The organism is Pantoea sp. X-Soil-YNGN-844 (genome assembly GCF_059730595.1).
Map to the genome: position 1 here is coordinate 1,054,331 of NZ_AP036007.1, position 25,090 is coordinate 1,079,420.

Here is a 25,090-nt window from a genome sequence, read left to right on the forward strand (position 1 = left end):
TGTGATCCCATTTGACCGATTGGTCAGTTTCGATTCATGCTTAAGCATAAACCTTCCATCAAGGGGAAGGTCAAGGGGGAGAAAATGAACATCAGCGATGTGGCGAAAAAGACCGGACTGACCAGCAAGGCGATTCGTTTCTACGAAGAGAAAGGGGTGGTGACGCCGCCGTTGCGCAGTGAAAATGGTTACCGCCATTACGACGGTCACCATCTGGATGAACTGAACCTGTTACGTCAGGCGCGGCAGGTAGGCTTCACGCTGGATGAATGCCGCGAGCTGGTGGCGCTGTTTAACAATCCGTCGCGACACAGTGCCGATGTAAAAGCCCGCACGCTGCAGAAAGCCGATGAAATTGCGGCGCACATTGAAGAGCTGCATGCCATGCGCGCTCGTCTGCTGGCGCTGGCGGACGTCTGTCCGGGCGATGAGAGCGCAGAGTGCCCGATTATCAATAATCTGGCCGGGTGCTGCGGTCAGCGTGGCTGAATTCGCAGAGTAATCCCCTCAATGCCGACCACGACGACCGGCGTGCCCGCAGGCAGATCCTGCTCCGCCTCAACCCGCCAGCTGCTGTCACCGATGCGTATATGCCCGGTGCGGTTATGCAGCGCGGTATCCAGCGTCAGCTGCAACCCGATCATCTGGCTGCCGCGCTGGTTCAGGGCATTAGGCGTCTGACGCGTTTCACGGTAGCGTATCCAGCGATACCACAGAAAGACGCAGACCAGCGTCAGCACAGCAAATAGTGACCCCTGTGTCGTCCAGCTCACCGGCACCAGCCACTCAAAGATGCCGACAATAACTGCCGCCAGCCCGCTCCACAGCAGATAACCGCTGGTGCCCAGCATCTCAGCCGCCAGCAGTAATCCACCCAGCGTCAGCCAGAACCAGTGCGGATGCGCAATGATTTCCATCAGCATCAGCGTTTCGACTCGGTACGCGATTCCTTCAGCAGTTCACCGATGCCCGCGATCGACCCCAGCAGACTGCTTGCCTCAAGCGGCATCATCACGACTTTGCTGTTAGTGCCTTCACCGATTTTTTGCAGCGCATCGGTGTACTTTTGCGCCACGAAGTAGTTGATAGCCTGAATGTCACCCGCGGCGATCGCTTCCGAGACCATTTTAGTGGCGTTAGCTTCCGCTTCAGCCTGACGTTCACGGGCTTCTGCCTGCAGGAATGCCGAGGTACGTTCACCCTCCGCTTTGAGGATCTGCGACTGCTTTTCCCCTTCAGCGCGCAGGATCGCCGCCTGTCGCACCCCTTCGGCCGTCAGAATATCGGCGCGCTTGGTTCGCTCTGCTTTCATCTGTGCATTCATTGCGCCGATCAGCTCCTGCGGTGGGCGCACGTCGCGAATCTCGATGCGGGTGATCTTAACGCCCCACGGATTGGTGGCTTCATCCACGATATGTAGCAGACGGGTATTGATGCTGTCGCGCTGCGACAGCATTTCGTCCAGCTCCATGCTGCCCAGCACGGTACGCATATTGGTCATCGTGAGGTTCAGAATCGCCTGCTCAAGATTGCTGACTTCATAGGCGGCACGCGCCGGGTCAACGACCTGAATAAAACAGACCGCATCAATGGTGACGTTGGCGTTGTCTTTGGAGATGATCTCCTGAGAGGGAATATCCAGTACCTGTTCCATCATGTTGATCTTGCGACCAATGCGATCCATGAACGGCACCACCAGGCTTAACCCTGGCTGTAGCGTACGGGTATAACGGCCAAAGCGCTCAACCGTCCATTGAAAACCTTGTGGCACGATCTTGACGGTCGCCCAGACCGCTACCAGCGCCAGAATAATCAGGGCAGGAATGACAGTTATCATACAACCTCCGCATTGTCAGATTAACGGGCCGAGTCGCTTCGGCCCGTGGGTGTGCTGTTAGTACAGCAGGGAATAGAGCTGGCGACGATAACGCGCAGCCAGTGCATCACCGGTTCCCAGCGCCGCCAGAATCTCCTGCAGCATTTTTCGCGCCTGGCCATCAGCGGCATTAAGATCGGATTTCAGGAAGCTGAACAGCAGTTCCAGTGCTTCTTCATTACGACCCACCTGATGCAGCTGTAACGAGAGTTTAGCAGCCAGCCCGGCGTTAGACGGGTCCGCTTCCAGCTCGGATTGCAGCTGCTGAATCTCCGGCGTATCCGCAGCCTGTTTCAGCAGATCGATCTGCGCCATCAGGCTCTGATAGCGGGTGTCCTGATCCTGCAGGGGGACGACTTTCAGCACCGCTTCCGCTTCATCGCTGCGGTTAAGGGTAATCAGCACGTCTGCCAGCAGGAAACCAATCTCACTGGACTGGTTACTCAGCTGCCACGCATCTTTTAACAGCGGCAGCGCCTCCAGCGGTTTATCTTCCTGCATCAGTGCCATCGCCTGCTGCGCTTTCAGCTCTTCTTCACGTGGCAGCACTTTTTCCAGCAGGGCACGGATCGCCTCTTCCGGCTGCGGTCCCTGGAAGCCGTCAACCGGCTGACCATCCTGGAACAGGTAGACGGTCGGGATTGAACGCAGACCAAACTGCGACGCGACTCTTTGCTCTTTGTCGCAATCGAGTTTTGCGAGAATAAACTGACCCGCGTACTCCTGCGCCAGACGCTCAAGCACAGGTGTCAGCTCCTGACAGTGCTGGCTGCGTTCAGACCAGAAGTAGAACAGCACCGGCAGCTGCATCGACTGCTCAAGGGTCTGCTGCAGGTTAGATTCGTTGATGTCGATGATAGAAGCGTGTGGTGACATGGATAAGTCTCTTTGCAAAAAGTGTTCTAAGAATATGGGGCCAACTGGCCCGGCTTCAAGCGCTATTGCGCATGGCTGATTAATGGCTGCGCAAAATGCGATCCAGCATCCAGCCTGGCAGTAACCGTTTCAGCAGGCTCATGACGTGTGCGACCAGCGTCACCGGATAGCGCAAACGTGGATGTTTACTCTCGAGTGCGTGACGAAGTTTAGGCAGAATGGCTTCCGCTGGCAGGATAAAGCGTGCCGCGATACCCGGGTTACGCACCGGGTTATGCTGTTCCCCCTGCGTCACATTGTCGGTAAAGCGGGTCTCAATCGGGCCGGGCTCAATCAGGCTGACCCGGATGCCGCTATTACGTACTTCGAGACGCAGCGCATCGCTCCAGGCTTCCAGCGCATATTTACTGGCGGCATAGGCACCCCGGCCAGGCGTGGAGATCAGTCCCAGCACCGAGCTGGTATTGACAATGCGCCCATCGCCGCTGGCCTGCAGCGCCGGTAACAGCCTGAGCGTCAGCTGATGGACGCCGAAAAAGTTGCTGGAAAACTGCTGCTCCAGCTGCTGACGTGAGAGTGTGTGCAGCGGGCCATACAGACCAAAACCGGCATTGTTAAACAGTGCAGCCAGACGGTTATCGCAGAGCGCGAGCACTGCATCCGCTGCCCGATCGACACTCTGCGGATCGTCGAGATCGAGCTGGATGCCCGTATAACCCAGCGTGTTCATGCGGGCGACATCGTCGACTTTTCGGCAGGCGGCGATTACCCGATACCCCCGCGCCAGCAGATCGTGCGCGGCGACCAGGCCAATACCGCTGGAACAACCTGTAATCAGAATGGTTTTTTGCATTTCTTTACCCTTTTTGCGCATCCAGGCGCGCTATGGCTGCTTAACTAAGGGAGCCAGTTCTTTTGCCATTAATCCGGCGATAAACGGCTGAGCATCAGGACTGGGATGTATGCCATCCTGCTGCATCCACTCGGGTTTCAGATAGACCTGCTCCATGAAAAAGGGCACCAGAGGAATATCATGCTGCTGCGCGAGTCCAGGGTAGATGCCGCTGAACGCTTCGGTGTAGCGGCGGCCATAGTTGGCGGGCAGGCGGATCTGCATCAGCAGCGGCTTTGCATTGGCGGCTTTAACATCGTCGATCACTTTACTGAGATTCTGCGCGATAGCATCAGGCGGAAAACCGCGCAGACCATCGTTACCGCCCAGTTCGATTAACACCCATTGCGGCTGATGCTGTTTTAATAGCGCAGGCAGACGCGCCAGTCCCTGTGCGGCAGTATCGCCGCTGATGCTGGCGTTGACCACTTTCGGTTTCTGCTGCCACTGCTTATCGAGCAGGCTGGGCCAGGCGGCGGTGGCAGTCATCCGATAGCCTGCACTCAGGCTGTCGCCCAGCACCATCAGGGTATCTGCAGCAGCAAGACGCGACACCATCAGAAGAACCAATAACAGGAAGGGATAATGCCAGCGGAAAACATTGTTGAAGTTCATCATCTTACTAAGTCCGTCGGTCAGGGAGAGCATCAGTTAACCATCCTTACCGGAGTTGAGTTGGTTGTCAAACCAGCTGAGACCATTGCGCTGATTGGCGAGTCCGGCTCCGGCAAGTCAACCCTGCTGGGCATTCTGGCCGGGCTGGACGATGGCAGCAGCGGCGAAGTTCATCTGCTGGGGCTGCCGCTGCACCAGATGAACGAAGAGCAGCGTGCGGCCCTGCGTGCCCGGCAGGTCGGCTTTGTGTTTCAGTCATTCATGCTGGTGCCGACCCTGAATGCGCTGGAGAACGTCCAGCTGCCATCACTCCTGCGCGGCGACAGCGACCGCCAGAGCCGCGAACAGGCACGGGAACTTTTGACGCTGCTCGGGCTGGGTGAACGTCTGCATCATCTGCCCGCTCAGCTGTCAGGTGGCGAACAGCAGCGTGTCGCGCTGGCCCGCGCCTTCAGTGGTCGTCCGGGTCTGCTATTTGCCGATGAGCCGACCGGCAACCTCGATCGTAAAACTGGTGATCGCATCGCCGATTTGCTCTTTTCCCTTAATCGCGACTTCGCCACCACGCTGATTCTGGTGACGCATGACGAGCAACTGGCGGCGCGCTGCGATCGTCGTCTGCGGCTGCGCGACGGTAAATTGTGGGAGGAGCAATGATCTGGCGCTGGTTCTGGCGCGAGTGGCGCTCGCCCTCGCTGCTGATTGTCTGGCTGGCCCTGACGCTGGCGGTGGCCTGCGTGCTGGCGCTGGGGTCGATCAGCGATCGCATGGAAAAAGGGCTGAATCAGCAGAGCCGTGACTTTATGGCCGGTGACCGCACGCTGCGCAGCACCGATGCTGCGCCCGAAGCCTGGCTGGAAAAGGCGCGGGAAACCGGCCTGACGGTCAGTTCTCAGCTGACCTTTATGACCATGACCTTTGCGGATCAGTCACCGCAGCTCGCCTCCGTCAAAGCGGTAGATGACCGCTACCCGATGTTTGGCACGCTGCAGACGCAGCCGCCGGGACTGCGGCCGCAGGCAGGCACTGCGCTGGCAGCCCCGCGCCTGATGGCGCTACTGAATCTGAAAGTGGGCGACATGCTGGAAGTGGGGGATACCCAGCTGCGCATCAGCGGTGAGGTGATTCAGGAGCCGGATGGCGGCTTTAACCCGTTTGAGATGGCCCCGCGCCTGCTGATCAATCTGGCGGATGCCGCCAGAACCGGTGCGATTCAGCCTGGCAGTCGCATTACCTGGCGCTATAAATTTTCCGGCAATTCTGAGCAGCTGGCCCGCTATGACCGCTGGATTCAACCGCAGCTGAAGGCGGATCAGCGCTGGATCAGCGTAGATAACTCGGAAGATGCGCTGGGCCGTTCGATGCAGCGCGCGCAGCAATTCCTGCTGCTCTCGGCCTTACTGACGCTGATGCTGGCGATTGCGGCTGTGGCGGTTGCCATGAGTCATTATTGCCGCAGCCGCTACGATCTTGTGGCGGTGCTGAAAACCCTGGGCGCGACGCAAGGCGCGCTGCAGCGTTTGATCATCGGTCAGTGGCTGGCGGTACTGCTGCTGGCGGCGATTGCGGGAGGCGTGGTGGGGCAGGGCGTGGAAGCGATCCTGATGGCGATGCTGAAACCCGTATTGCCCGCCAGCTTACCGGCGGCCAGCGTCTGGCCGTGGATCTGGGCAGTGGGATCGCTGTTTGTGATTTCGCTTCTGGTGGGGCTGCGTCCCTATCGTCTGCTGCTGGCAACCCAGCCGCTGCGCGTACTGCGGCGCGATGCAGTGGCAAATCTCTGGCCGCTGAAATTTTATATTCCAGTAATGATCGCGGTGGTCGTCACGCTGTTAGCACTGCTGGTCGGTGGCAGTAAAATGCTCTGGGCGCTGCTGGCGGGTGTGGTGGTGCTGGCAGCATTACTGGCGTTACTCGGCTGGGGAACCCTGTTGCTGCTGCGTCGGCTGGTGGTGCGTAATCTGGCGGTGCGACTGGCGATCAACCGGCTGCTGCGCCAGCCCGGCATGACGCTGAGCCAGCTCGCGGCCTTTTCCCTGTCGTTTATGCTGCTGGCGCTGTTGCTGGTGATGCGTGGCGATCTGCTGGATCGCTGGCAGCAGCAGTTACCGGCAGACAGCCCGAATTTCTTCCTGCTCAACATGACGGCGGATCAGGTGCCGCAGGTGCGCGATTTCCTGCAAACGCACCAGATCAAGCCCGAAACCTTTTATCCGATTGCGCGGGTGCGGCTTAGCGAACTCAACGGCAAACCGGCCGATCCGAAACTGGATAATGCCCTTAACCGCGAGCTTAACCTGACGGCGCTGGCCGATCGCCCGGATCACAATCCGCTGGTGGCAGGCAACTGGCCGCCAAAAGCGGGTGAAGTGTCGATGGAAGTGGAGCTGGCGGATCGGCTGGGGCTGAAGCTCGGCGATACCCTGACGTTCGACGGTGATACGCAGACGTTCAGCGCCCGTATCACCAGCCTGCGTAAAGTGGACTGGGAAAGCCTGAAGCCGAACTTCTTCTTTATCTTCCCGCCGGGTGCGCTCGACAGTCAGCCGCAGACCTGGCTCACCAGCTTCCGCATGGAGGCGAATCCAGCTCTGCTGGCGCAGCTGAACCGCGCCTTTCCGACGCTGAGTCTGCTGGATATCGGCAGCATTATGCGGCAGATCGGTCAGGTACTGACGCAGGTCAGCCAGGCGCTGGAGATCATGGTGGTGCTGGTCACCGCCTGCGGTGTGCTGCTGCTGCTGGCGCAGATTCAGGTCGGGATGCGCCAGCGCCGGCAGGAGTTGGTGGTCTATCGCACGCTGGGTGCCGGTAAACGCCTGCTGCGCACCACGCTGTGGTGCGAGTTTGCGCTGCTCGGCGTGGTTTCAGGTGTGGCGGCGGCCATAGGCGCGGAGGCGGCGCTGTGGGGATTACAGACGAAGATTTTCGACTTCCCCTGGCAGCCGGACTGGACACTGTGGCTGGCGTTGCCGTTGTGTGGCGCGCTGCTGCTGTCGCTGTGCGGCGGCTGGCTGGGGATCCGGTTACTGAAAGGGAAGGCGCTGTTCAGAAAGTTTGATGCAGCGTAAAGCAGGGCTGTAATCAGGCGGCACCAGGCCGCCTTTCACCTTTATCCAGGCCTCACCCGGAACCCGCAGGCGGGTTCCGGGAAACTACAGCTTTTCAACGGCCCAGGCGATGCCGCTGACGTAATCTTCTGGCAACGCCGGCACCAGCGCATTTAGCGCTGCGCTAAGCCGCTCTGCATCGCTGTCGGTCAGATTGAGGTGGCCCACTTTACGACCCGGACGCACTTCTTTGTCATACCAGTGCAGATGCACCAGCGGCTGTTGCAGCCAGCTGAGATTCACGGCAGTGCCGATCAGATTGACCATCACCGACGGCGCAAACACCACCGGCTGCGGTAAGGCCAGGCCCAGAATGGCGCGCAGATGCAGCTCAAACTGGCTGATAGACGCGCCGTTCTGCGTCCAGTGACCACTGTTGTGCACACGCGGTGCCAGCTCATTGATCAGCAACCCGGCAGGCGTAACGAAGCACTCCATCGCCATCACGCCCACGTAATTCAGCGCCTGCATGATCGCGCTCAGCATCGCTTCGGCCTGCTGTTGCTGTGCCTGATCCGCCTGCGGCAGTGCCACGCTGGTACGCAGAATGCCGTCCTGATGCAGGTTATGCGTCAGTGGATAGAACACCACCGAGCCATCGTGACCGCGCGCGCCGACCAGTGACACTTCACCGGAAAAGTTAATGCCCTGCTCAACGATGCATTCGCCGTAGCATGCCTCCGGTAGCTGGTCAGTTTCATCAGCACGCAGACGCCACTGACCCCGCCCGTCGTAACCACCGGTGCGGCTTTTCACAATCGCCAGCTCGCCCAGTGAATCAAACACCGCTGGCCATTCGCTCTTGTCCGCCAGCAACTGCCACGGCGCGGTCGCCAGTCCCAGCTGATCCAGTAGCTGTTTCTGCGTCAGGCGATCGGCCAGACGTGGGAAAATGTCACGGTTAACAAAAGCCGGATGACTCGCCAGCTCACGCGTCAGCGCCGTTTCCGGCCAGCGTTCAATTTCGGCGGTGATCACGCTGTCAGCGATCGGCAGGGCGGCAGGATCGGCGTCCAGGCCTACCGGATAGACCGCGATGCCCAGCGGTTCACCCGCCTGACGCAGCATACGACCTAACTGGCCGTTGCCCAGTACGCAGACCGGCTTCATGCATCCACCCGCGGATCGGGATGGTTCAGCACCTCATCAGTCTGAGTCTGACGCCAGGTATTCAGGCGGGATGCCAGCGCACTGTCATGCAGCGCCAGAATCTGCGCGGCCAGCAGGGCGGCATTAGCCGCACCCGCTTTGCCAATCGCCAGCGTACCGACCGGAATACCGCGCGGCATCTGCACAATCGAATAGAGGCTATCGACGCCGCTCAGGGCCGCACTCTGCACCGGCACACCCAGCACCGGCACCAGGGTTTTTGCTGCCAGCATTCCCGGCAGATGCGCCGCGCCACCTGCGCCAGCAATAATCACCTGCAAACCGTTATCCGCTGCCGTTTCGGCGAAGCTGAACAGTTTATCCGGGGTGCGGTGCGCAGAGACCACTTCAACATGAAAAGGGACGTCCAGACTGGTGAGGATTTCAGCGGCGAACTGCATGGTGGCCCAGTCACTTCTGGAACCCATAACAATGGCGATGCGGGCCGGGGCGTTGGATGACATGCGGTCAACTCCTGTGAATAAACAAACAGACCTGGCCGGGCGGACAGGTTTTGAAGGGCACCGAGAATAGCATGACAACGACGCAAGGAAAACGGTTGCGTCGGCCAGATGTCGTGGATTTAACCGGCGATCAGAAGTCGAAATGGATAAGCTGAATGCCGCTGGCGTCGAGCTGAATCATCGAGCCACGGCTGTGCCAGGCACCCAGCACCGCGCGTTGCGCTGTTCCACCCTTTAAGCTCAGCGTATGAATTGCCGGGCGATGGGTGTGGCCGTGGATCAGCAACGGCACCTGCTGGCGCAGCATGGCGGCGGCCACGGCATCCTGATTCACATCCATGATAGTCTGAGATTTGTGCTGGTTGGCCTGTTTGCTGTCGGCGCGCATCCGGGCGGCGATGCGTTTACGTATCCACAACGGCAGCGCCAGGAACAGTCGCTGAATCCAGGGATTATGAACTTTGGCACGAAAGCGCAGATAACCCGCATCGTCCGTGCAGAGCGTATCGCCGTGCATGATCAGCAGTCGATGGCCGTAGAGCGTCAGTACCTGTTCTTCCGGCAGCAGCGTCATGCCGCTGGCGCGCGCAAAGCGTCGGCCAATCAGGAAGTCGCGGTTGCCACGAATAAAATAGACGGGAACCGGCAGGGCGCGCAGGGCGCGGGCAATCTGCTGATGCAGCGGATTGGGATCGTCGTCGCCAATCCAGGCTTCAAACAGATCGCCGAGAATATAGAGCGCGTCGCAGTGGGGCGCTTCGCGCTGTAAAAAATGCAGAAAACCGGCGGTAATCGCCGGTTCTTCCTGACACAGATGGAGATCTGCGATAAACAGCGTGCGGGACATTACTCGCTGACGGTCACTTTCTGGATAACGACGTCATCTTTTGGCACATCCTGGTGCATGCCGCTGCGGCCGGTAGAAACGGCTTTGATCTTCTCGACCACGTCCATGCCTTCAACCACTTCTGCGAATACGCAGTAGCCCCAGCCCTGAACGCTTTCGTCACGGAAGTTCAGGAAGTCATTGTCAGCCACGTTGATGAAAAACTGTGCGGTCGCAGAGTGCGGTGCAGAGGTACGTGCCATTGCCAGCGTACCTTTGGTGTTTTTCAGGCCGTTGTTCGCTTCGTTCTGGATTTCATCTTTGGTAGCTTTCTGCTTCATGCCCGGCTCGAAGCCGCCGCCCTGAATCATAAAGCCGTTGATAACACGGTGGAAAATGGTGTTGTCGTAAAAACCTTCACGGCAGTAATCCAGGAAGTTCTGTACGGTTGCCGGCGCTTTATCATCGAAAGTTTTGATTACGATATCGCCATGGTTCGTCTGGAAAGTTACCATTTTTGTTGTCCTGTAAAGGTTGTGATCAGTTGCCGGGATCGCGCTGTTAACTGGCGTACCCCTTTTAGTCGACCGTTCTTATATCATAATTTCCAATGACGCGTCAGCAGCACGGCGCAGTTGGCTTGCTTTGCGTCGCGCGAGCGATAAAAATACGGCACAATGTCTGGATACTTAAAAAAGCCAACCACACGCGAAAACGGAACCGTTCAATGCTTAAGATTTATAACACCCTGAGTCGACAGAAAGAGGAATTCAAACCCATTCATGCCGGTAAAATCGGGATGTATGTTTGCGGCATCACGGTGTATGACCTCTGTCACATTGGTCATGGGCGGACGTTCGTGGCGTTTGACGTGGTGGCGCGCTATCTGCGTTACCTCGGTTATCAGCTTAACTATGTACGTAACATCACTGACATTGATGACAAAATCATCAAACGCGCCAATGAAAACGGTGAGAGCATCGAAACGCTGACCAACCGTATGATTGGCGAGATGCACAACGACTTCGCCGCGCTGGGCATTCTGCCACCTGATGAGGAACCGCGAGCCACCCGCCACATTGCTGAAATCATTGAGCTGGTGCAGACGCTGATCGCCCGCAATCACGCCTATGTGGCAGACAACGGTGACGTGATGTTTGATGTGCTGAGCGACACCGATTATGGCGCGCTGTCGCGTCAGGATCTGGAGCAGCTGCAGGCGGGCGCGCGGGTTGAAGTCGCGGACGTGAAGCGTAATCCGATGGACTTCGTGCTGTGGAAGATGTCTAAAGCCGATGAGCCTGCCTGGTCATCGCCGTGGGGTAACGGCCGTCCTGGCTGGCACATCGAGTGCTCGGCGATGAACTGCAAACAGCTGGGCACCCATTTCGATATCCACGGCGGCGGTTCAGACCTGATGTTCCCGCACCATGAAAATGAAATCGCCCAGTCGAGCTGCGCTCATGACGGTCCTTACGTCAATTACTGGATGCACTCCGGCATGGTGATGGTTGACCGCGAGAAGATGTCGAAATCGCTCGGCAACTTCTTCACCGTACGAGACGTGCTGCAACATTATGATGCGGAGACGGTGCGTTACTTCCTGATGTCCGGTCACTATCGCAGCCAGCTTAACTATGGCGAAGATAACCTGAACCAGGCGCGTGCGGCGCTGGAGCGTCTTTATACCGCGCTGCGTCACACCGACAGCAGCGTTAAAGCGCACGGCGGCGAAGCGTTTGAAGCGCGTTTCCGCAGCGCAATGGATGATGATTTCAACACCCCGGAAGCCTACTCGGTGCTGTTCGATATGGCGCGTGAAGTGAACCGCCTGAAAAGCGAGGACGGCGCGTCAGCGCATGGTCTGGCGTCGAAGCTGCGTGAGATGGCCAACGTACTGGGCATCCTGCAGCAGGATCCTGAGCTGTTCCTGCAAAGCGGCGCGCAGGTGAATGATGAAGAGGTTGCCGAGATTGAGCATTGGGTGAAAGCCCGCGCTGATGCGCGAGCAGCTAAAGCCTGGGCGGAAGCGGACATCGCGCGTGACAAGCTTAACGCGCTGGGGGTCATCGTCGAGGATGGACCACAGGGCTCCAGCTGGCGTCGAAAATAAACCGGAGAGGGCGAGCAATCGCCCTTTTTTATTATGGCGATTGAACAGATTCAGATCCGCGGCTTCCGCTCAATACGTAACCTGACGCTGTCACTGCAGCAACTGAATGTGGTGAGCGGTCCCAACGGCTGCGGCAAATCCAACCTCTACAAAGCGGTGCGACTGCTGCACGAGGCGGCCAGCGGTCGTCTCGCGCTGGCACTGGCTGACGAAGGCGGCATTCAGAAAACGATGTGGGCGGGTGGCTTGCGCCGGGGCGATCGCCGACACGATCCAAAGCGGCTGGAGCTGGCCGTGGTGATGGATGATATGGATTATCAGCTGGAGATTGGCTTTCCCGAGCCGCTGTCGACAAGCCTGTTCAATCTTGATCCGCTGGTGAAGCAGGAGCGCCTCTGGCTCAGCGGTCAGCATCGTCGCCCTTCTGCCTGCCTCATGCAGCGCGAAAATCAGACTGCTTTTCTGCACAACGTTGAAGGGGATCGCGTCGCTTATCCGGCGGTGCTGCATCCGGAAGAATCACTGTTTGGTCAGCTGGGTGAACCCCATCTCTACCCGGAGCTGTCGCAGTTACGCGAGCGGCTGCAGCAGTGGCGCTTCTACCATGAGTTCGCCGTCTGGCCTGGCTCACCGATACGTGCGCCGCAGATAGGCGTGCGAGCGCCGGTGCTGAGCCATGATGGCAGCAATCTGGCGGCGGCGTGGGCGACCATCGTGGAGCGTGGTCATTCAGAACTGTTGTCTGAGGTGATGACGCAGGCATTTCCCGACAGCCAGTTTGACGTCGAGGTGCAGAACGGTCGCTTTCAGATGCTGATGTCCCGCCATGGCATTCTGCGTCCGCTGGAGAGCGCGGAGTTTTCGGATGGTACGCTGCGGTTTCTCTGTCTGGTTGTGGCGCTGCTCAGCCCGCGTCCGCCCGCCTTTATGGCACTGAATGAGCCGGAGAACAGTTTGCATGAAGATCTGTTGCCTGCGCTGGCGCGCTTAATCGCCGAAGCCAGTCAGTACAGTCAGCTCTGGATCACCAGCCATTCACCCAGGCTTGCAACGCTGATTGCGCAGCATACGGCGGTGAATCATATTGCACTGGAACAGCGGGAAGGGGAGACGCGTGTAGAGGGGGATGAACTGCTGTAACAGCGTCCCCGCAGGGACGCCTGAAAATTACTCGACGACAGTGATGCGGAAACCGGCAAATTCCACGGTCTGACCGGCAACGATCTTGCAGCGCTTACGGGTCTCTACCGCGCCATTGACCTTCACTTCACCCTCGGCAATCACGACTTTCGCCTGTGCGCCGCTCTGAACCCAGCCTTCCAGCTTCAGCAGGTCACACAGATCGACGTGCGGGAATTTACCCAGTGAAAAACTTGCCATTTAAACGTCCTCTTTATCGTGAAACTCTTCGCACGCCTGCAGCGTGTTTTGAATCAGTGTGGCGACTGTCATCGGTCCGACACCGCCCGGTACCGGGGTGATGTAGGAGGCGCGCTCTGATGCGCTGTCAAAATCAACATCGCCCACCACTTTGCCGCTGTCCAGACGGTTAATGCCAACGTCGATGACGATGGCACCGGGTTTAATCCAGTCGCCCGGAATAAAGCCTGGCTTGCCCACCGCAACGACCAGCAGATCGGCATGCTCAACGTGATGGCGCAGATCTTTAGTAAAGCGATGGGTGACGGTGGTGGTGCAGCCCGCAAGCAGCAGCTCCATGCTCATCGGACGACCAACAATGTTAGACGCCCCGACCACCACAGCATTCAGCCCATAGGTGTCAATGTTGTAGCGCTCCAGCAGCGTCACGATACCGCGCGGGGTGCAGGGACGCAGCGTTGGCGCACGCTGACACAGGCGACCAACGTTATAAGGATGGAAGCCATCGACATCTTTATCCGGCGTGATGCGCTCCAGCACCTTCACATTATCGATGCCCGCTGGCAGCGGCAGCTGCACCAGGATGCCATCTATTTCAGCGTCCTGATTGAGCTTATCGATCAGCTCCAGCAGCTCAGCTTCGCGGGTGGTGGCAGGCAGATCGTAAGAGCGGGAGTGGAAACCGACCTCTTCACAGGCGCGGCGTTTGCTGGCCACATAGATCTGTGACGCCGGGTTTTCACCCACCAGAACCACGGCCAGACCTGGCGCACGTTTTCCGGCGGCCAGGCGCTGCTTCACTTTTTCCGCAACCTCAACGCGCACCTGCTGCGCAATCGTTTTACCGTCAATAATTTTTGCTGCCATCAGAGAGGAAATCCACTGTGTTGTGTTTAATCGGGGAAGGGGGCTATTTTGTCAGAAGCGCGGCGCGCTGTCAGTCACAGTTTCAGCCGCGTATGCGCTTTCCGGCTTTTTCGTCGCGACGAGTGCCTGCCTGCATGCGTATGATATCTGCAGGACAATCCGGGGACGATGTAATGATTTGGATAATGCTTGCTACGCTGGCGGTGGTGTTTGTCGCTGGATTTCAGCTGCTCACCGCTGGCTCACGCCACGCCGCTCAGCGGCTCAGCAAACGGCTGCAGCTGCCACCGGTACAGGTGGAATCAATGCTCTCAATAATGGGTAAAGAGGCGGCGAAAGAGTTTACCGACTATCTCAGCAGCGATAATGAAACGCATCTGCACAACGGCGCAGCGGTACTGCTGATCTGGCAGGTGTTGATTGTTGACGGCAGCGAGGAGAATAGCCAGCGCTGGCATGCGATTCTGAGTCGTGCCGGTTTTCCACCGCTAATCAGCCGCCAGCAGCTGCTGCTCGCGCTGGGCTTTCTGCGCCAGCTGGAGCCGGACAGCCAGGTGCTGCACGCACTTCGTGAGCAATACAATGCGCGTTTCACATCACAAGGGATTGAGCTGGAAGGAGAATTTACCGGCACCAGTAAACTCGTGTCGCTCAGCGAATGGCGCAGGCGTCACTGACGCTAATTGGTTATTACCGCAGCACTTCGCTGCGGTGAAACGGCAAAAACGTTGACGTACCCGCTTCCCGACGTATAATCCGTGCCATCTCCATGCGCCCTTAGCTCAGTTGGATAGAGCACCGGCCTTCTAAGCCGTAGGTCACAGGTTCGAATCCTGTAGGGCGTACCAAATTCTCTTCTGCATTGCATCCCGAGATTCACTTTTGCTTAACTCTCAGAAGCATACCTCAACGTTTTACTCTTATTCTTCTCCACGAAATTAATTGTCATCAGTACTTTCATGGCGTTTTGAACAGGGCCTTGATTTTTCGAGGCTTATGATGTGCTTGTTGTTTATCCTGCTGTTTATATTGAGCGCTATTATATTTTTCGCTTTAGGATTTCAGCTTGATTTTCAGGCAGAGCCTGCATAAGTGAGGAAGCATTGATACCAGAGCAAGCCAGTTGGTTAGCATGCGCCGGGTTCACTGTGCTATATTTCGCACGTATCGCAACGTTATTCAGGATGAATCAGATGAATGAATTTGAGCAACAACTCTATAATAACGGCTTCTCTGCTAAAGACATCGGTAAGCTGAAGAGCATCATTAAAAAAGACGAGTCAAAAAAAGATACACTCCAAACCCTCGTTATTGATCTGAGTAAACGCTTCTGGGGCGGAGTCATTGCTCTTGTTATTTTGATGCTTATTGGATTGGATGGCATTTTCAATGCGGATGCTTCAAATGCCATTCCATATATTATCGTTCTGACGTTTGCATTCCTTGTGGTCTATTTTGTGACTCCACTGAACCTCTCCTGGAAAGCTAATAGGTTTATCAGAAAAACCAGAGGTTAGTTTTTTGCGGGGCTATTTTGCATGTGGTATAGGTTCAGACCTACTCCAGCCCCCTTATAGGCTGCTCCAGCGCCTTTTAAGGCAAGTGCTGGTTTACTCATAACCTGAACTTTTCGGTAATAGTCAGTTGGCAGATATTTGTATAGCCTCCATGCCTCTGGCTTTAAAGTCAGTTTGAAAATGCCATAATATGAGGTTGTCAAATCAACTACCTGATAGGCTAACAATCCGAGTCGCTTATCAAAGCCAAAAAAATCTGCAACATCTTCATATTTATCTCTTATTGGGTTTGAAGGGTGGGGCACACCGCTGAGTTTACCTATGCTCTCAATCCCTGATCCCACTCCATTCATCACCAGTGTTGAACCTGCTACAACACCTAAAACATTACCTGTAGTGACAGAACCTACAATCAGACCGACGCCAGCCACGATTTGTAAGCCACTCAATACCACGCCGATACCATTGATTACATACCCAATCACCTTTTCATGGTCATGATAAAACTGCGCCGAAGACGATACGACAGCTTCACCCGTTCTGAGCATTCTGTCCTGAATCCTGAGGTGCTGGCTTTCCTGCTTCAGATTCTGAATGCACTCCTGGCACTGATCGTCAGAATTCGAAGTACGAATGGTATGGATCTGTAGACGAGCGAACTCGCGCACCTCATCCTGGAATTTCAGTCTTACAAGAGCATCCTTGAGATGAAATTGAGAAAGTGAAGTGGCTATGTTAACTAAATGATTAGCTTCCAGATTTGCCATCGTCAGAAAGTAGTTTGAGCGTCTTTGCGTGTCCCAGTAGTTGTCCATAACAGTGCCTCTGCGAAAAATGTGGTCCCACTAAGCGTGATTTTCAGATCACAAAATAGCTGGAGTTACAAAGAATCTCAAATTAAGGAACGCAGATTGGGCAACATTCATCCACTAATCAAAACTTCGCTACAGAATGGCATTACAGATGATAAAACATAAAAAACAGATCCCAAATTCAACTGTGATATGGGCAGAAAACGCGCCCCCGTACTTTCCTGTTAGCTATTCGGCTAAGTTAAATCGTCAAAAATTATCTGATCACAGGTATACGGCTGCTCACGCTATTAAAAGCTTATCACTGTATGTAAATGGCAGTGCCGACATTCTGAGTCTGCTATCACGTTTTTTGCTTTAATTATGTTTTCTACCTGATTAAAAGCAGTAAGACTGACTGAGATCAACAGGTAATCCAGTGGACACTTTTTATGATGATCTTTACACGGAGCGTAAAGAGGATAGTCAGGATGGATACGACCGAACAACGTAATGGCACATATTTCTTTGATGGAAGGAGTGTAAAAAAACACGAGTTATTATTTTGGCTGATACTTGATGAGTTCAGAAAAAAATTCAGCGGGGTAACTGATTTGCTTGCCGTAGCGACCTGGTTGGCCGGATTTCCGGTTATCCCTGTCAGAGGAAAGCCAGGAACGGCCAGCAGCGCCAAGAGTACCAGACCAACCGGTGGAACCAGTCCATTATCTCTAGCAAGTCGAACCCTGATACGTTATAAATTCAAAACACGAAAGAAAACCATTACGTGGAGAAAAATGTTAAACGGGCAGTGGGCTTATACTACCAGCATCGGTGCTTATATTGGTCGCTGGGTGCCCTGGATTGGTGCTATTCTGACTACATATGACGTATCATTAATAGCTATCAATGTGAAACACCGATATATATTAATTACAGGTCGTGAGAGCAGGCAATGAACTATTCGGAAATTATCAATAGTTTGATTGAAAAATATTTTTGGAAAATGCCAGAAGATGCTTCAATCAGCACGGGTAAACAAGCCGTTTTACCTGAAGAGGCCTCGGATTTCCTGAACGAATATTTTTCAGTTTGTAACGTTGACTCTTCAGGTTTTGAATTCTGCAGATACTTCCCTAATGAAGGGATTTGGTTTTTGCCTGACATTATTCTCCCGGATTACTTGAAAACTGATCAGCATCAGCCTGAGCCGCTAACAATTCAGATGCTGATTGAATCGGCAAAAGCAGGGAGATGGCTATACCACTAATCATAAATAAGGAGCTATAAAATGGCTGTACCAGTACATTTATTTTTAACCGATGACGGTGGCGCAATTATCCGTGGTTCATCGGATGTCAGGGATCGTGAAGGTAGTATAGAGCTGCAAGGCCTGAATCACTGTATAGCAATTCCTACCGATCCCATGACAGGAAAAGTTACCGGTACACGTCAACATTCACCCTTTCAGTTTTCCAAAGAACTTGATAGCGCATCACCTTATCTTTTCAAAGCGACAGCAACTGGACAGACGCTAAAATCTGCTGAATTCCGGTTCTACAACATCAATGATGCAGGGCAGGAAGTGGAGTATTACCGAATCACCCTGGAAAATGTAAAAGTCATTTCGGTGAGTCCGGTAATGCATGATACACGCAGTAGTCCGGGAACCGGACATATGGAAGAGGTTGCATTAAATTATGAGAAAATCACACACCTTTATAAAGACGGTAATTTGCTGGCACATGATGCCTGGAATGAACGTCCCACAGCGTAATCATTGAGGGCTTATTCAGGTTAACTGCGCTTTATAAAAAACAGGTTGTATCGTTAAATTTAATGGCGAATATGAGGGGCAGATAACCGCATTGAAAATAGTAACTCAACATGCGACTCACTCAATCTGCCGCTCCCCAATCAGAAGCGGCATCCCTTCACCTCAACGCCACTAACCCGCAGCCACACCCGACAATGCCAGCACCTGCTTCTGTTTTCTTGCAGGCAGCTTATTCAGCTGCGCTAACGCGTTAACCAGCTGCTCATCGACAGGCTCGGGTGGCTTCACGATCAGCACAATACGGCCTTCTGTGACATTCACCTCAACTTCGGTGCCGGTAGTAAATCCGGCGGCTGCCAGCCACTGGCCTTTCATAATGATCGAGGGAATACGGATATAGTCTGGATACCGGCTGGCGTAACTCACTGTTAATTTACGCCGGGTAACGGAAGGGGCTTCTGGATTTAAACCAACTGCATTACACTCTGACTCAGTCATGATCTCTATTCCTGTTAAATAGGATCGCGCTAAATACCTGTACATATAATCAACTAATACGAATAAAGTCCAGCTGAAAATCAATGTAAATCAGCAATTTCCCTCACAGTTAAAACGCTATTATTTGCGGCGCAGATCGCAAAATAAAGTAATTAAACGCTGCACTTTCATGTGAAGTAAAAGTGATAAAAAATTTAAATTTGTGGAATTTAATTATTGCCTTTCATCTCACTGTAATTATTTATAAAACGCTATAGTTCCTGAATTCAGGTAACTGATTATTCCGCCTGTACTTATCTCTTAAGCCTTTAAACCTGCCAGCCACAATTCTGAGTAAACAAACTGCCACACCACGCCCGGACCCAAAAATTCACGACACCTTTTTTTCCTTCCGCCGCAATGCCATGATAACCGCCTCATAATCACTCCTCACCGGCCAGCCCGCCACAGAGCACATAAACAGGGAGCACTCCATCATGGAAAGTAAAAATCTTGTTGATGTTGCTGAGGCTTTTCCTCAGTCAGCCATCGATCTGAAATACGCCACCGCCGACAACCTCACCGGCCAGCCCATCTACCGTGACGCGCGCTGTCTGTTGCACGCTGATGCGGCGAAAGCGCTGGCGAAAAGTATCGATATTGCAAACGTGGCGGGCTATTCGCTGCTGATCCTTGATGCGTACCGACCACCTGCCGCGCAGGCAATCCTGTGGCAGGCCTGCCCGCATCAGGACTATGTCGCACCGCTGACGCGCGGATCAAACCACAGCCGTGGTACGGCAGTAGACGTGACGCTGATCGACGAGCAGGGCGAAATCGTGGATATGGGCACCGGCTTCGATGAGATGAGTGAGCACTCCCATCCTTATCATCCTGCGGTGCCCGTTCAGGCACAGCGTAACCGTCTGATGCTTAATGCCATCATGCTGGGTGGTGGCTTTACCGGTATTGCGACCGAATGGTGGCATTTTGAATTACCCGGTTCAGAAAGCTATCCGCTGATCGACGACGTATTTGGCTGTTATTCCTTACCGCAGGCAGAAAATATCAGCCTGTGAGAAGACAGAACAGTTTGGGTATATTCAGGGGAAATGCAGAAAGCGTTGTTTCTTCATCAAATGCAGAAGGGCAGAGCGATAAAATGAGCGGGTTTGGGCAGGGTTATAAGCAAAAATAGCGTAACGCGCAGAAAAGAAATAAGCCGTGGCAGATGCCACGGCTAATGTTTTATGCAGACTGCCACTCACTTTCAACATCCGCTTTGGCTTTAGAAAGGATGACTTTATTATCATCAACCTCTTTCACCCAGCTGAATGGAATAATGTGGTGTTTGCCGCCTGCTTCAGGATCGCTTTTCGCCAGCTTAATTTTGTCGTCGCCTTCGAAATGGTCAACAATACCGACATGTTCGCCATTCACATCAACAACCTGCGCGTGATCTAAAATTTCTGATTTATCTACCATGGTGGCTTAATCCTTATATTTAATGAGTTCAGTTGCCCTCAGACAAAACAAGTCTGGTTGTTAAATGCGATTTGCGCCAGGATATTAACAAAATGAAATAGTTGAGCTGACTGGACCTGAACGCGGTTATTTGTTTACGCGACACGAAAAAACGAAACTGCTAACCGATCCCGATGTTCGCAGTATCGGGTCTGCTCAGCTAAGCACTTTCCATTACGGCATATTCAGATTTGCCGCGATCCTCTGCGGCTGTTTCACCAATTAACGCTATGATAATCAGGCATGTCGCCGCGCCCGGGTCTGCCTGGACGCAGGCGATTTAACTCACATAAAGGAGTGCCTATGTCCGCAGTCATCTCACTGAACACCGAAGGCGGCGTCTGGATTAATCAGCCGCCGGTACACAGTCTGGATGGCGATACGCTGAGGTTTGAAACCGCGCTGAACAGCGATTTCTGGCAACGTACCTGGTACGGTTTCGAACGGCACAGCGGCCACGCTTTTGGCTTCTGGGTGGAAAATGATTTTACCGTTCAGGTGAAGGTGAGGGCTGACTTCAGCCAGCTCTACGATCAGGCCGGTCTGTTTATTCAGGACAGTGAAACGCACTGGGTTAAAGCGGGCATTGAGTTTAACGATGACCAGCCTGCCATCGGCAGCGTGGTCACGCGTGAGTTTTCTGACTGGTCTACCGGTGTTTTTCCCGGTGATGCGCGTCAGTTCTGGCTGCGTGCCACGCTGGAAAAGGCGGTATTACGAATCCAGTACTCCACCGACGGCCTGACCTGGCCACTGTTGCGGCTCTGCCCGTGGCCGGGTCAGACGCGGCGTTTTGTCGGCGTGATGGGCTGTTCGCCTGAACGCGAGGGGCTGGCGATCCGTTTCAGCGACTTCATGCTGGGTCCGCCATCCGGCAAAGCCCTGCACGACCTTTCCTGATCGCATTGCATATCATCGCGGAATCCGCTTAATTATCAGGGCCGGATTTGCGGTGACGCGTCGTCCATACCGAACGACGTCTTTACAGGGAAAGCTATGCGTTGCGCCATCTTACTGACCCGGCTGCTGGTCATCTTCTGCTGTACCGGATGGGCAGAGCAGGCCGCAGCCGATACCGTCTGGCTGAATAATGGCGATCGGCTGACCGGCACGATCCGTTACCTCAGCGACGGCAAGCTGGCGATTGAGACACACTACGCGGGCACCGTCACTCTGGCGTGGAATGCCGTCAGTACGCTCGCCAGCGACAATCCGGTCAATGTCGAAAATAAAAAGACCGGCGAACATTATCAGGTGTGGCTCTCTTCGTCCGATCCCGGCTATGTCTGGGTTGAACGCAATGAGCAGGAGCAGCAGGTCTCCGTCAGGCGCATCGATGAGTTTATGAAAGCCAAAGTGCGCAGCGATCAGCTTGCCTGGACCGGCAATATCGATGCCGGTGTTAAGGTCAAAAAAGCCTCGACGAAAACTGACGACTACAGCTTTGCGCTCAACACCAAACTGAACAAGGGGAATTGGCGTCACGACATCGGTGCGACCTATAACCGTGAGCAGGAAAACGCGAGTGTCAACACAGACAATTACAGCCTGCGCTACGCCTTCGACTATCTGGTCAGTGAGCAGTTCTTCTGGCAGACCCGCGCGACCTACAAGCGCGACTGGGTGGAAAACCTTTCACGCCAGGCGCTGCTCGGCACCGGCCCCGGTTATCAGCTATGGGACACTGAACTCAGTTCCTTCTCACTCTCGCTGCTTGGCGGCGCCTTTGAGTATGGCTACAGCGACGATCGCGAAGAGCGGCACTTTGGCGGCTCGCTGCGCTGGAACTATCAGCGCTATCTGCTGGGTAAATCGGTCACGCTTTACAGCAACGGCGATGTCGGTCATTCACTGGATGATGACGGAGTATTTATGCTGGATGCCGAAATCGGGATGCGTTACAGCCTGACCTCCTGGTCAACCCTGCACCTTGGCTATCATCGCAATCTGGTCAGCGGCATTCCTGATACCCTGAACGAAGGCATCTTTTCCACCGGATTAGGCCTGAAGTGGTAACCCGCTGATAGTGGAGTCGCAGCAAATCCTTACGGTTTTTATCCGGTTACAGGCCCGGCTTTGGCTAAGCTGCATGTACTGGCACAACGGGAATGCAGAAGATGATCGTAAGCAGCAGGGTATATCGTCCGGGAAGTGCGGGCGAAGAGGTCGACGTCGAAGATATCAGTGAAGTGATTAAAGAGCCGGAAGCGTTTATCTGGCTCGGGCTGTGGCAGCCAGACGCTGAATTTATGGCAAAGATTAAAGAGGAGTTCGGCCTGCACGAACTGGCGGTTGAAGATGCGCTTAATGCCCATCAGCGACCTAAAATCGAACATTACGGTGACTCACTGTTTATCGTGGTCAAGACAGTATGTGCAAAGGATGACAGCTGCGAACTGGGCGAAACCCATTTCTTTGTCGGAAAAAAATTCCTGATCAGCATCCGTCACGGCGCATCTGAAAGCTATACCCCGGTGCGCCAGCGGGCGTCTGAAAATCCGGCGCTGCTGAAGTTTGGCCCAGCGTGGCCGCTCTACTGCCTGCTTGATTTCATTGTCGATCGTTATGCCGCGCTCTCCACCTCGCTGAATGAGCGGGTCGGGCAGATGGAGAACGAACTCTTCACCAGCGAATTTGACCGTAAGTCGGTCCAGTCGGTCTACACCATGCGGCGTCATCTGCTGTCACTACGCAATGCAGCGCTGCCGGTGGAAGAGATCTGTAACCAGCTTATCCACCTGCATGAAGATCTGATCCCGCGTCCGCTGCGCGCCTATATCCGTGATGTACAGGATCACGCCCGTCATGTAGTCACCGACGCGGAAGATATGCGCGAGATGCTGACCAGCGCCATGCAGGTCAACCTGGCGCTGGTGACGGTGCAGCAGAACGAGGTGGTCAAAAAGCTGGCGGGCTGGGGCGCGATCCTGGTGATCCCGACCGTGGTGTTCAGCATGTACGGCATGAACTTCGAACATATGCCGGAGCTGAAGTCGCTGTATGGTTATCCGCTGGCGGTGGGGCTGACGCTGCTGGCCTGCGGCGGGTTGTGGGCTAAACTGCGCCGATCGGGCTGGCTGTAAGGCACCTGTTTCATAATGCCGGGGCTGGATTAATTATCCGCCTCGCTTAATTTTATTTTCCTTTATTTAAGCGAGGCGGGAATGGCCCGCGATAATAATTTTATTTCACCGCTCTTTACTCTGTCACAATAAAATCATCTTCAGCGCGTTCGTTATTACAGGCCCGCGGAACTGGCTGGTTTTTTATTTCTTCACTACGATAAACAGATAACGTCATATATCCGCTTTCTGCTGGTGAATTAATCCTGATGCTGATGTCATGCAGCCCCGGCAGGCGCGATTATTTTCCGGCCAGGAGAGAGTCAGATGAAAGTACGGCTGCCTGCGTCTCTGTTCACGCCAGGCACTTACACCAGCGTGTCTGCGCCGGACCACTCCCCTTATGAATGACAGCGACTGGATTCTGACAATCGCCCGGACGCAGTTTGCGCTGACCATGGGCATGCATATCACGCTGGCGGCGCTGACGCTGGGGCTGGCCCCGTTTCTGGTCTGGTTTGAGGCGCGCTGGCTGTGGGGAAAGCAGCAGGTCGCCCGGGATGCGCTTCACTTCTGGCTCAACATTTTTTCCCTGACGGTGGCAATTGGTGCCGCATCCGGCGTAGTCATGGAATTCCAGTTTGGTACACACTGGGCGCGCTTTTCCCATCAGGTTGGTGGCGTGATTGGGCCGTTAATGTTTTATGAGGTGCTGGTCGCTTTTTTTCTGGAATCGGCGCTGACCGGGGTGATGCTGTTTGGCTTCAATAAAATCCGGCCTGGCATCCATTTTGCTGTGACCTGTCTGGTGGCGGTTGGAGCATTGCTAAGCGCATTCTGGATTCTGGCTGCCAATTCCTGGATGCAGACGCCGATCGGATTTACGCGCAATGAGAACGGTGTTTTTCTGGCCGAAAGCTGGCGATCGATTCTGCTGTCTCCCTCTTTTCCCTGGCGTTTCAGTCATATGGTGGTGGGGTCGCTGATTGCCGTCGCGGTGTTGATGATGGGGGTTGCGGCCTGGCGACTGCGGCATTTTAAGGGGGAGCCTGCTTCACGGCTGATGCTCAACAGCGCGCTGACCTTTCTGCTGTTTGCCGTTCCGCTGCAAATTGTCCTTGGCGATCTGCACGGTGAAAATACCCGCGACTATCAGCCCGCTAAACTCGCGGCGATGGAAGGTAGCTGGCGGCCACCTGCGCAGGGTGAGGGGGAACCGTTGAGACTGTTCGCGCTGCCGGACCAGCAGGCGCAGCGTAACCATCTGGAAGTGAGCCTGCCCGCGCTTGGCTCGCTCTATCTGCGACACAACTTCACGGGTCACATCAAAAGCCTGAGTGAATTTCCTGCAGAGGCCATTCCACCGGTGCTGCCGGTCTTTTTCGCCTTTCGCCTGATGGTGGAGCTGGGACTGATCATCTTACTCACCATCCTGATAGCTAATCTTCAGCGCTGGCGTGGGCGGCTGGCCGCATCAGGGTGGTTAATGCGCTGGATGGTATGGCTCTCGCCGGCGGGCTTTATCGCGCTGCTCTCTGGCTGGATCGTGACAGAAGTGGGGCGTCAGCCGTGGACGGTCTACGGCATGTTACGCACCGCAGAGAGCGTCTCACCGCTGTCGTTCGCCACTACGCTGGCTATTTTTGTGGCCGTGCTGCTGATCTACGTGCTGGTCTTCGCCCTCGGCTTACACTATCTGCTGCGCAGGGTTAAGGGTGAACTGCCGTCGGGACAGCCGGTCGTCATTGAGCTAAAAACGCCACACTAGGAGTCT

29 protein-coding genes and 1 tRNA gene are annotated in these 25,090 nt (G+C 54.9%); 16 read left to right on the plus strand and 14 right to left on the minus strand.

The features are described 5' to 3' along the window. The first annotated feature begins 84 nt into the window (after positions 1-84). Positions 85-489, plus strand: a complete 405-nt coding sequence (gene cueR / locus AC6I8C_RS04710) for a Cu(I)-responsive transcriptional regulator (RefSeq protein WP_497821744.1) — start codon at positions 85-87, stop codon at positions 487-489. Here cueR and AC6I8C_RS04715 read toward each other — a convergent pair. The 5 genes from AC6I8C_RS04715 to tesA all read right to left on the minus strand — a co-directional run bounded on the left by AC6I8C_RS04715 (position 477) and on the right by tesA (position 4,262). Next, entirely contained in the window at positions 477-923 is a 447-nt protein-coding gene (locus AC6I8C_RS04715) for an NfeD family protein (RefSeq protein ID WP_497821745.1), read from the minus strand. The two genes, cueR and AC6I8C_RS04715, sit on opposite strands and share 13 nt — an antisense overlap. Beyond that, entirely contained in the window at positions 923-1,837 is a 915-nt protein-coding gene (locus AC6I8C_RS04720; protein WP_061061862.1) for an SPFH domain-containing protein, read from the minus strand. The genes AC6I8C_RS04715 and AC6I8C_RS04720 overlap by 1 nt, the downstream gene beginning before the upstream one ends. A 57-nt stretch (positions 1,838-1,894) precedes the next feature. Continuing rightward, positions 1,895-2,752: a tetratricopeptide repeat protein gene (locus AC6I8C_RS04725; RefSeq protein WP_497821746.1), complete on the minus strand. Its 858-nt coding sequence runs from the start codon at positions 2,750-2,752 to the stop codon at positions 1,895-1,897. A 79-nt stretch (positions 2,753-2,831) separates the two neighbouring features. Beyond that, complete coding sequence (locus AC6I8C_RS04730; RefSeq protein WP_497821747.1) at positions 2,832-3,605, minus strand: SDR family oxidoreductase; 774 nt, start codon at positions 3,603-3,605, stop codon at positions 2,832-2,834. 30 nt (positions 3,606-3,635) lie between these two features. After that, positions 3,636-4,262, minus strand: coding sequence for a multifunctional acyl-CoA thioesterase I/protease I/lysophospholipase L1 (gene tesA / locus AC6I8C_RS04735; RefSeq protein ID WP_497821748.1), 627 nt, complete (start codon positions 4,260-4,262; stop codon positions 3,636-3,638). Here tesA and ybbA point away from each other — a divergent pair. Together ybbA and ybbP are read left to right on the plus strand one after the other, a co-directional pair. Then, positions 4,230-4,916: a putative ABC transporter ATP-binding protein YbbA gene (gene ybbA, locus AC6I8C_RS04740; RefSeq protein WP_497821749.1), complete on the plus strand. Its 687-nt coding sequence runs from the start codon at positions 4,230-4,232 to the stop codon at positions 4,914-4,916. The two genes, tesA and ybbA, sit on opposite strands and share 33 nt — an antisense overlap. Beyond that, positions 4,913-7,330 (plus strand): putative ABC transporter permease subunit YbbP, encoded by a 2,418-nt coding sequence (ybbP, locus tag AC6I8C_RS04745; protein ID WP_497821750.1) that lies wholly within the window; start codon positions 4,913-4,915, stop codon positions 7,328-7,330. Before ybbA ends, ybbP begins: the two co-directional genes overlap by 4 nt. 84 nt (positions 7,331-7,414) lie before the next feature. Here the strand turns inward: ybbP and purK are convergent, their stop codons facing one another. The 4 genes from purK to ppiB all read right to left on the minus strand — a co-directional run bounded on the left by purK (position 7,415) and on the right by ppiB (position 10,323). Continuing rightward, complete coding sequence (gene purK / locus AC6I8C_RS04750; RefSeq protein WP_497821751.1) at positions 7,415-8,479, minus strand: 5-(carboxyamino)imidazole ribonucleotide synthase; 1,065 nt, start codon at positions 8,477-8,479, stop codon at positions 7,415-7,417. After that, positions 8,476-8,982, minus strand: coding sequence for a 5-(carboxyamino)imidazole ribonucleotide mutase (gene purE, locus AC6I8C_RS04755; protein WP_135909832.1), 507 nt, complete (start codon positions 8,980-8,982; stop codon positions 8,476-8,478). The genes purK and purE overlap by 4 nt, the downstream gene beginning before the upstream one ends. Positions 8,983-9,112: 130 nt before the next feature. Next, positions 9,113-9,829 (minus strand): UDP-2,3-diacylglucosamine diphosphatase, encoded by a 717-nt coding sequence (gene lpxH, locus AC6I8C_RS04760; RefSeq protein WP_497821752.1) that lies wholly within the window; start codon positions 9,827-9,829, stop codon positions 9,113-9,115. Beyond that, complete coding sequence (gene ppiB, locus AC6I8C_RS04765; protein ID WP_013357047.1) at positions 9,829-10,323, minus strand: peptidylprolyl isomerase B; 495 nt, start codon at positions 10,321-10,323, stop codon at positions 9,829-9,831. Before ppiB ends, lpxH begins: the two co-directional genes overlap by 1 nt. A 212-nt stretch (positions 10,324-10,535) precedes the next feature. Between ppiB and cysS the strand changes: the two genes are divergently transcribed. Both cysS and AC6I8C_RS04775 read left to right on the plus strand, forming a co-directional pair. Then, entirely contained in the window at positions 10,536-11,921 is a 1,386-nt protein-coding gene (cysS, locus tag AC6I8C_RS04770) for a cysteine--tRNA ligase (protein ID WP_041456690.1), read from the plus strand. A gap of 33 nt (positions 11,922-11,954) precedes the next feature. Then, entirely contained in the window at positions 11,955-13,061 is a 1,107-nt protein-coding gene (locus tag AC6I8C_RS04775; RefSeq protein WP_497821753.1) for an AAA family ATPase, read from the plus strand. Positions 13,062-13,088: 27 nt separating this feature from the next. Here AC6I8C_RS04775 and ybcJ read toward each other — a convergent pair whose 3' ends face one another. Continuing rightward, the gene (gene ybcJ, locus AC6I8C_RS04780; RefSeq protein ID WP_013357050.1) at positions 13,089-13,301 is read right to left on the minus strand and encodes a ribosome-associated protein YbcJ; all 213 of its coding nucleotides are present in this window, start codon (positions 13,299-13,301) and stop codon (positions 13,089-13,091) included. Next, positions 13,302-14,168, minus strand: coding sequence for a bifunctional methylenetetrahydrofolate dehydrogenase/methenyltetrahydrofolate cyclohydrolase FolD (gene folD, locus AC6I8C_RS04785; RefSeq protein ID WP_161732013.1), 867 nt, complete (start codon positions 14,166-14,168; stop codon positions 13,302-13,304). It abuts the gene before it with no gap. Between the two features lie 173 nt (positions 14,169-14,341). On the opposite strand from folD, the gene AC6I8C_RS04790 reads away from it, so the two are divergent. The 3 genes from AC6I8C_RS04790 (at position 14,342) to AC6I8C_RS04800 (ending at position 15,685) form a co-directional block, all read left to right on the plus strand. Next, complete coding sequence (locus tag AC6I8C_RS04790; RefSeq protein WP_497821754.1) at positions 14,342-14,845, plus strand: DUF1198 family protein; 504 nt, start codon at positions 14,342-14,344, stop codon at positions 14,843-14,845. A 94-nt stretch (positions 14,846-14,939) separates the two neighbouring features. Beyond that, positions 14,940-15,016, plus strand: a tRNA-Arg gene (locus AC6I8C_RS04795). A 345-nt stretch (positions 15,017-15,361) separates the two neighbouring features. Further along, the gene (locus AC6I8C_RS04800) at positions 15,362-15,685 is read left to right on the plus strand and encodes a hypothetical protein (protein WP_497821755.1); all 324 of its coding nucleotides are present in this window, start codon (positions 15,362-15,364) and stop codon (positions 15,683-15,685) included. On the opposite strand, the gene AC6I8C_RS04805 is transcribed toward AC6I8C_RS04800, so the two are convergent. Further along, entirely contained in the window at positions 15,682-16,500 is an 819-nt protein-coding gene (locus AC6I8C_RS04805; RefSeq protein ID WP_497821756.1) for a DUF4225 domain-containing protein, read from the minus strand. The genes AC6I8C_RS04800 and AC6I8C_RS04805 overlap by 4 nt on opposite strands. A gap of 467 nt (positions 16,501-16,967) precedes the next feature. On the opposite strand from AC6I8C_RS04805, the gene AC6I8C_RS04810 reads away from it, so the two are divergent. The 3 genes from AC6I8C_RS04810 to AC6I8C_RS04820 are packed head-to-tail and all read left to right on the plus strand — an operon-like array spanning position 16,968 to position 18,253. Continuing rightward, positions 16,968-17,435 (plus strand): STM2901 family protein, encoded by a 468-nt coding sequence (locus tag AC6I8C_RS04810; protein ID WP_497821757.1) that lies wholly within the window; start codon positions 16,968-16,970, stop codon positions 17,433-17,435. Further along, positions 17,432-17,746, plus strand: coding sequence for a DUF1493 family protein (locus AC6I8C_RS04815; RefSeq protein ID WP_497821758.1), 315 nt, complete (start codon positions 17,432-17,434; stop codon positions 17,744-17,746). The genes AC6I8C_RS04810 and AC6I8C_RS04815 overlap by 4 nt, the downstream gene beginning before the upstream one ends. Positions 17,747-17,767: 21 nt before the next feature. Continuing rightward, the gene (locus AC6I8C_RS04820; RefSeq protein ID WP_497821759.1) at positions 17,768-18,253 is read left to right on the plus strand and encodes an Hcp family type VI secretion system effector; all 486 of its coding nucleotides are present in this window, start codon (positions 17,768-17,770) and stop codon (positions 18,251-18,253) included. A 171-nt stretch (positions 18,254-18,424) separates the two neighbouring features. Here the strand turns inward: AC6I8C_RS04820 and AC6I8C_RS04825 are convergent, their stop codons facing one another. Then, on the minus strand, positions 18,425-18,751 hold the full coding sequence (locus AC6I8C_RS04825; protein WP_497821760.1) for a SymE family type I addiction module toxin: 327 nt from the start codon (positions 18,749-18,751) through the stop codon (positions 18,425-18,427). Between the two features lie 476 nt (positions 18,752-19,227). Between AC6I8C_RS04825 and ddpX the strand changes: the two genes are divergently transcribed. Beyond that, positions 19,228-19,809 carry a D-alanyl-D-alanine dipeptidase gene (gene ddpX / locus AC6I8C_RS04830; protein ID WP_497821761.1) on the plus strand — a complete coding sequence of 194 codons (582 nt, stop codon included), beginning with the start codon at positions 19,228-19,230 and terminating at the stop codon, positions 19,807-19,809. 169 nt (positions 19,810-19,978) lie between these two features. Here the strand turns inward: ddpX and AC6I8C_RS04835 are convergent, their stop codons facing one another. Next, a complete protein-coding gene (locus tag AC6I8C_RS04835) occupies positions 19,979-20,215 on the minus strand; it encodes a DUF2171 domain-containing protein (RefSeq protein ID WP_003854080.1) in 237 nt (78 codons plus the stop codon). 342 nt (positions 20,216-20,557) lie between these two features. Between AC6I8C_RS04835 and AC6I8C_RS04840 the strand changes: the two genes are divergently transcribed. The 4 genes from AC6I8C_RS04840 to AC6I8C_RS04855 all read left to right on the plus strand — a co-directional run bounded on the left by AC6I8C_RS04840 (position 20,558) and on the right by AC6I8C_RS04855 (position 25,084). Beyond that, positions 20,558-21,154: a DUF1349 domain-containing protein gene (locus AC6I8C_RS04840; RefSeq protein WP_497821762.1), complete on the plus strand. Its 597-nt coding sequence runs from the start codon at positions 20,558-20,560 to the stop codon at positions 21,152-21,154. Positions 21,155-21,250: 96 nt separating this feature from the next. Then, positions 21,251-22,270 carry a DUF481 domain-containing protein gene (locus tag AC6I8C_RS04845; protein ID WP_497821763.1) on the plus strand — a complete coding sequence of 340 codons (1,020 nt, stop codon included), beginning with the start codon at positions 21,251-21,253 and terminating at the stop codon, positions 22,268-22,270. A 101-nt stretch (positions 22,271-22,371) separates the two neighbouring features. Then, a complete protein-coding gene (locus AC6I8C_RS04850; protein ID WP_497821764.1) occupies positions 22,372-23,337 on the plus strand; it encodes a magnesium and cobalt transport protein CorA in 966 nt (321 codons plus the stop codon). Positions 23,338-23,719: 382 nt separating this feature from the next. Further along, positions 23,720-25,084, plus strand: a complete 1,365-nt coding sequence (locus AC6I8C_RS04855; RefSeq protein WP_497821765.1) for a cytochrome ubiquinol oxidase subunit I — start codon at positions 23,720-23,722, stop codon at positions 25,082-25,084. Positions 25,085-25,090 lie beyond the last annotated feature (6 nt).

Excerpts from the sequence above, each read along its gene's own strand:
- cysS (WP_041456690.1), top strand. The coding sequence starts at position 10,536 with ATGCTTAAGATTTATAACACCCTGAGTCGACAGAAAGAGGAATTCAAA.
- lpxH (WP_497821752.1), bottom strand. The coding sequence starts at position 9,829 with ATGTCCCGCACGCTGTTTATCGCAGATCTCCATCTGTGTCAGGAAGAA.
- cueR (WP_497821744.1), top strand. The coding sequence starts at position 85 with ATGAACATCAGCGATGTGGCGAAAAAGACCGGACTGACCAGCAAGGCG.
- folD (WP_161732013.1), bottom strand. The coding sequence starts at position 14,168 with ATGGCAGCAAAAATTATTGACGGTAAAACGATTGCGCAGCAGGTGCGC.
- AC6I8C_RS04815 (WP_497821758.1), top strand. The coding sequence starts at position 17,432 with ATGAACTATTCGGAAATTATCAATAGTTTGATTGAAAAATATTTTTGG.
- ybbP (WP_497821750.1), top strand. The coding sequence starts at position 4,913 with ATGATCTGGCGCTGGTTCTGGCGCGAGTGGCGCTCGCCCTCGCTGCTG.
- AC6I8C_RS04715 (WP_497821745.1), bottom strand. The coding sequence starts at position 923 with ATGCTGATGGAAATCATTGCGCATCCGCACTGGTTCTGGCTGACGCTG.
- AC6I8C_RS04800 (WP_497821755.1), top strand. The coding sequence starts at position 15,362 with ATGAATGAATTTGAGCAACAACTCTATAATAACGGCTTCTCTGCTAAA.
- purE (WP_135909832.1), bottom strand. The coding sequence starts at position 8,982 with ATGTCATCCAACGCCCCGGCCCGCATCGCCATTGTTATGGGTTCCAGA.
- purK (WP_497821751.1), bottom strand. The coding sequence starts at position 8,479 with ATGAAGCCGGTCTGCGTACTGGGCAACGGCCAGTTAGGTCGTATGCTG.
- AC6I8C_RS04810 (WP_497821757.1), top strand. The coding sequence starts at position 16,968 with ATGGATACGACCGAACAACGTAATGGCACATATTTCTTTGATGGAAGG.
- AC6I8C_RS04725 (WP_497821746.1), bottom strand. The coding sequence starts at position 2,752 with ATGTCACCACACGCTTCTATCATCGACATCAACGAATCTAACCTGCAG.
- tesA (WP_497821748.1), bottom strand. The coding sequence starts at position 4,262 with ATGATGAACTTCAACAATGTTTTCCGCTGGCATTATCCCTTCCTGTTA.
- AC6I8C_RS04840 (WP_497821762.1), top strand. The coding sequence starts at position 20,558 with ATGTCCGCAGTCATCTCACTGAACACCGAAGGCGGCGTCTGGATTAAT.
- ddpX (WP_497821761.1), top strand. The coding sequence starts at position 19,228 with ATGGAAAGTAAAAATCTTGTTGATGTTGCTGAGGCTTTTCCTCAGTCA.
- AC6I8C_RS04820 (WP_497821759.1), top strand. The coding sequence starts at position 17,768 with ATGGCTGTACCAGTACATTTATTTTTAACCGATGACGGTGGCGCAATT.
- ybbA (WP_497821749.1), top strand. The coding sequence starts at position 4,230 with ATGCCAGCGGAAAACATTGTTGAAGTTCATCATCTTACTAAGTCCGTC.
- AC6I8C_RS04855 (WP_497821765.1), top strand. The coding sequence starts at position 23,720 with ATGAATGACAGCGACTGGATTCTGACAATCGCCCGGACGCAGTTTGCG.
- AC6I8C_RS04835 (WP_003854080.1), bottom strand. The coding sequence starts at position 20,215 with ATGGTAGATAAATCAGAAATTTTAGATCACGCGCAGGTTGTTGATGTG.
- ppiB (WP_013357047.1), bottom strand. The coding sequence starts at position 10,323 with ATGGTAACTTTCCAGACGAACCATGGCGATATCGTAATCAAAACTTTC.
- AC6I8C_RS04850 (WP_497821764.1), top strand. The coding sequence starts at position 22,372 with ATGATCGTAAGCAGCAGGGTATATCGTCCGGGAAGTGCGGGCGAAGAG.
- AC6I8C_RS04720 (WP_061061862.1), bottom strand. The coding sequence starts at position 1,837 with ATGATAACTGTCATTCCTGCCCTGATTATTCTGGCGCTGGTAGCGGTC.
- AC6I8C_RS04805 (WP_497821756.1), bottom strand. The coding sequence starts at position 16,500 with ATGGACAACTACTGGGACACGCAAAGACGCTCAAACTACTTTCTGACG.
- AC6I8C_RS04825 (WP_497821760.1), bottom strand. The coding sequence starts at position 18,751 with ATGACTGAGTCAGAGTGTAATGCAGTTGGTTTAAATCCAGAAGCCCCT.
- AC6I8C_RS04790 (WP_497821754.1), top strand. The coding sequence starts at position 14,342 with ATGATTTGGATAATGCTTGCTACGCTGGCGGTGGTGTTTGTCGCTGGA.
- AC6I8C_RS04845 (WP_497821763.1), top strand. The coding sequence starts at position 21,251 with ATGCGTTGCGCCATCTTACTGACCCGGCTGCTGGTCATCTTCTGCTGT.
- AC6I8C_RS04730 (WP_497821747.1), bottom strand. The coding sequence starts at position 3,605 with ATGCAAAAAACCATTCTGATTACAGGTTGTTCCAGCGGTATTGGCCTG.
- AC6I8C_RS04775 (WP_497821753.1), top strand. The coding sequence starts at position 11,955 with ATGGCGATTGAACAGATTCAGATCCGCGGCTTCCGCTCAATACGTAAC.
- ybcJ (WP_013357050.1), bottom strand. The coding sequence starts at position 13,301 with ATGGCAAGTTTTTCACTGGGTAAATTCCCGCACGTCGATCTGTGTGAC.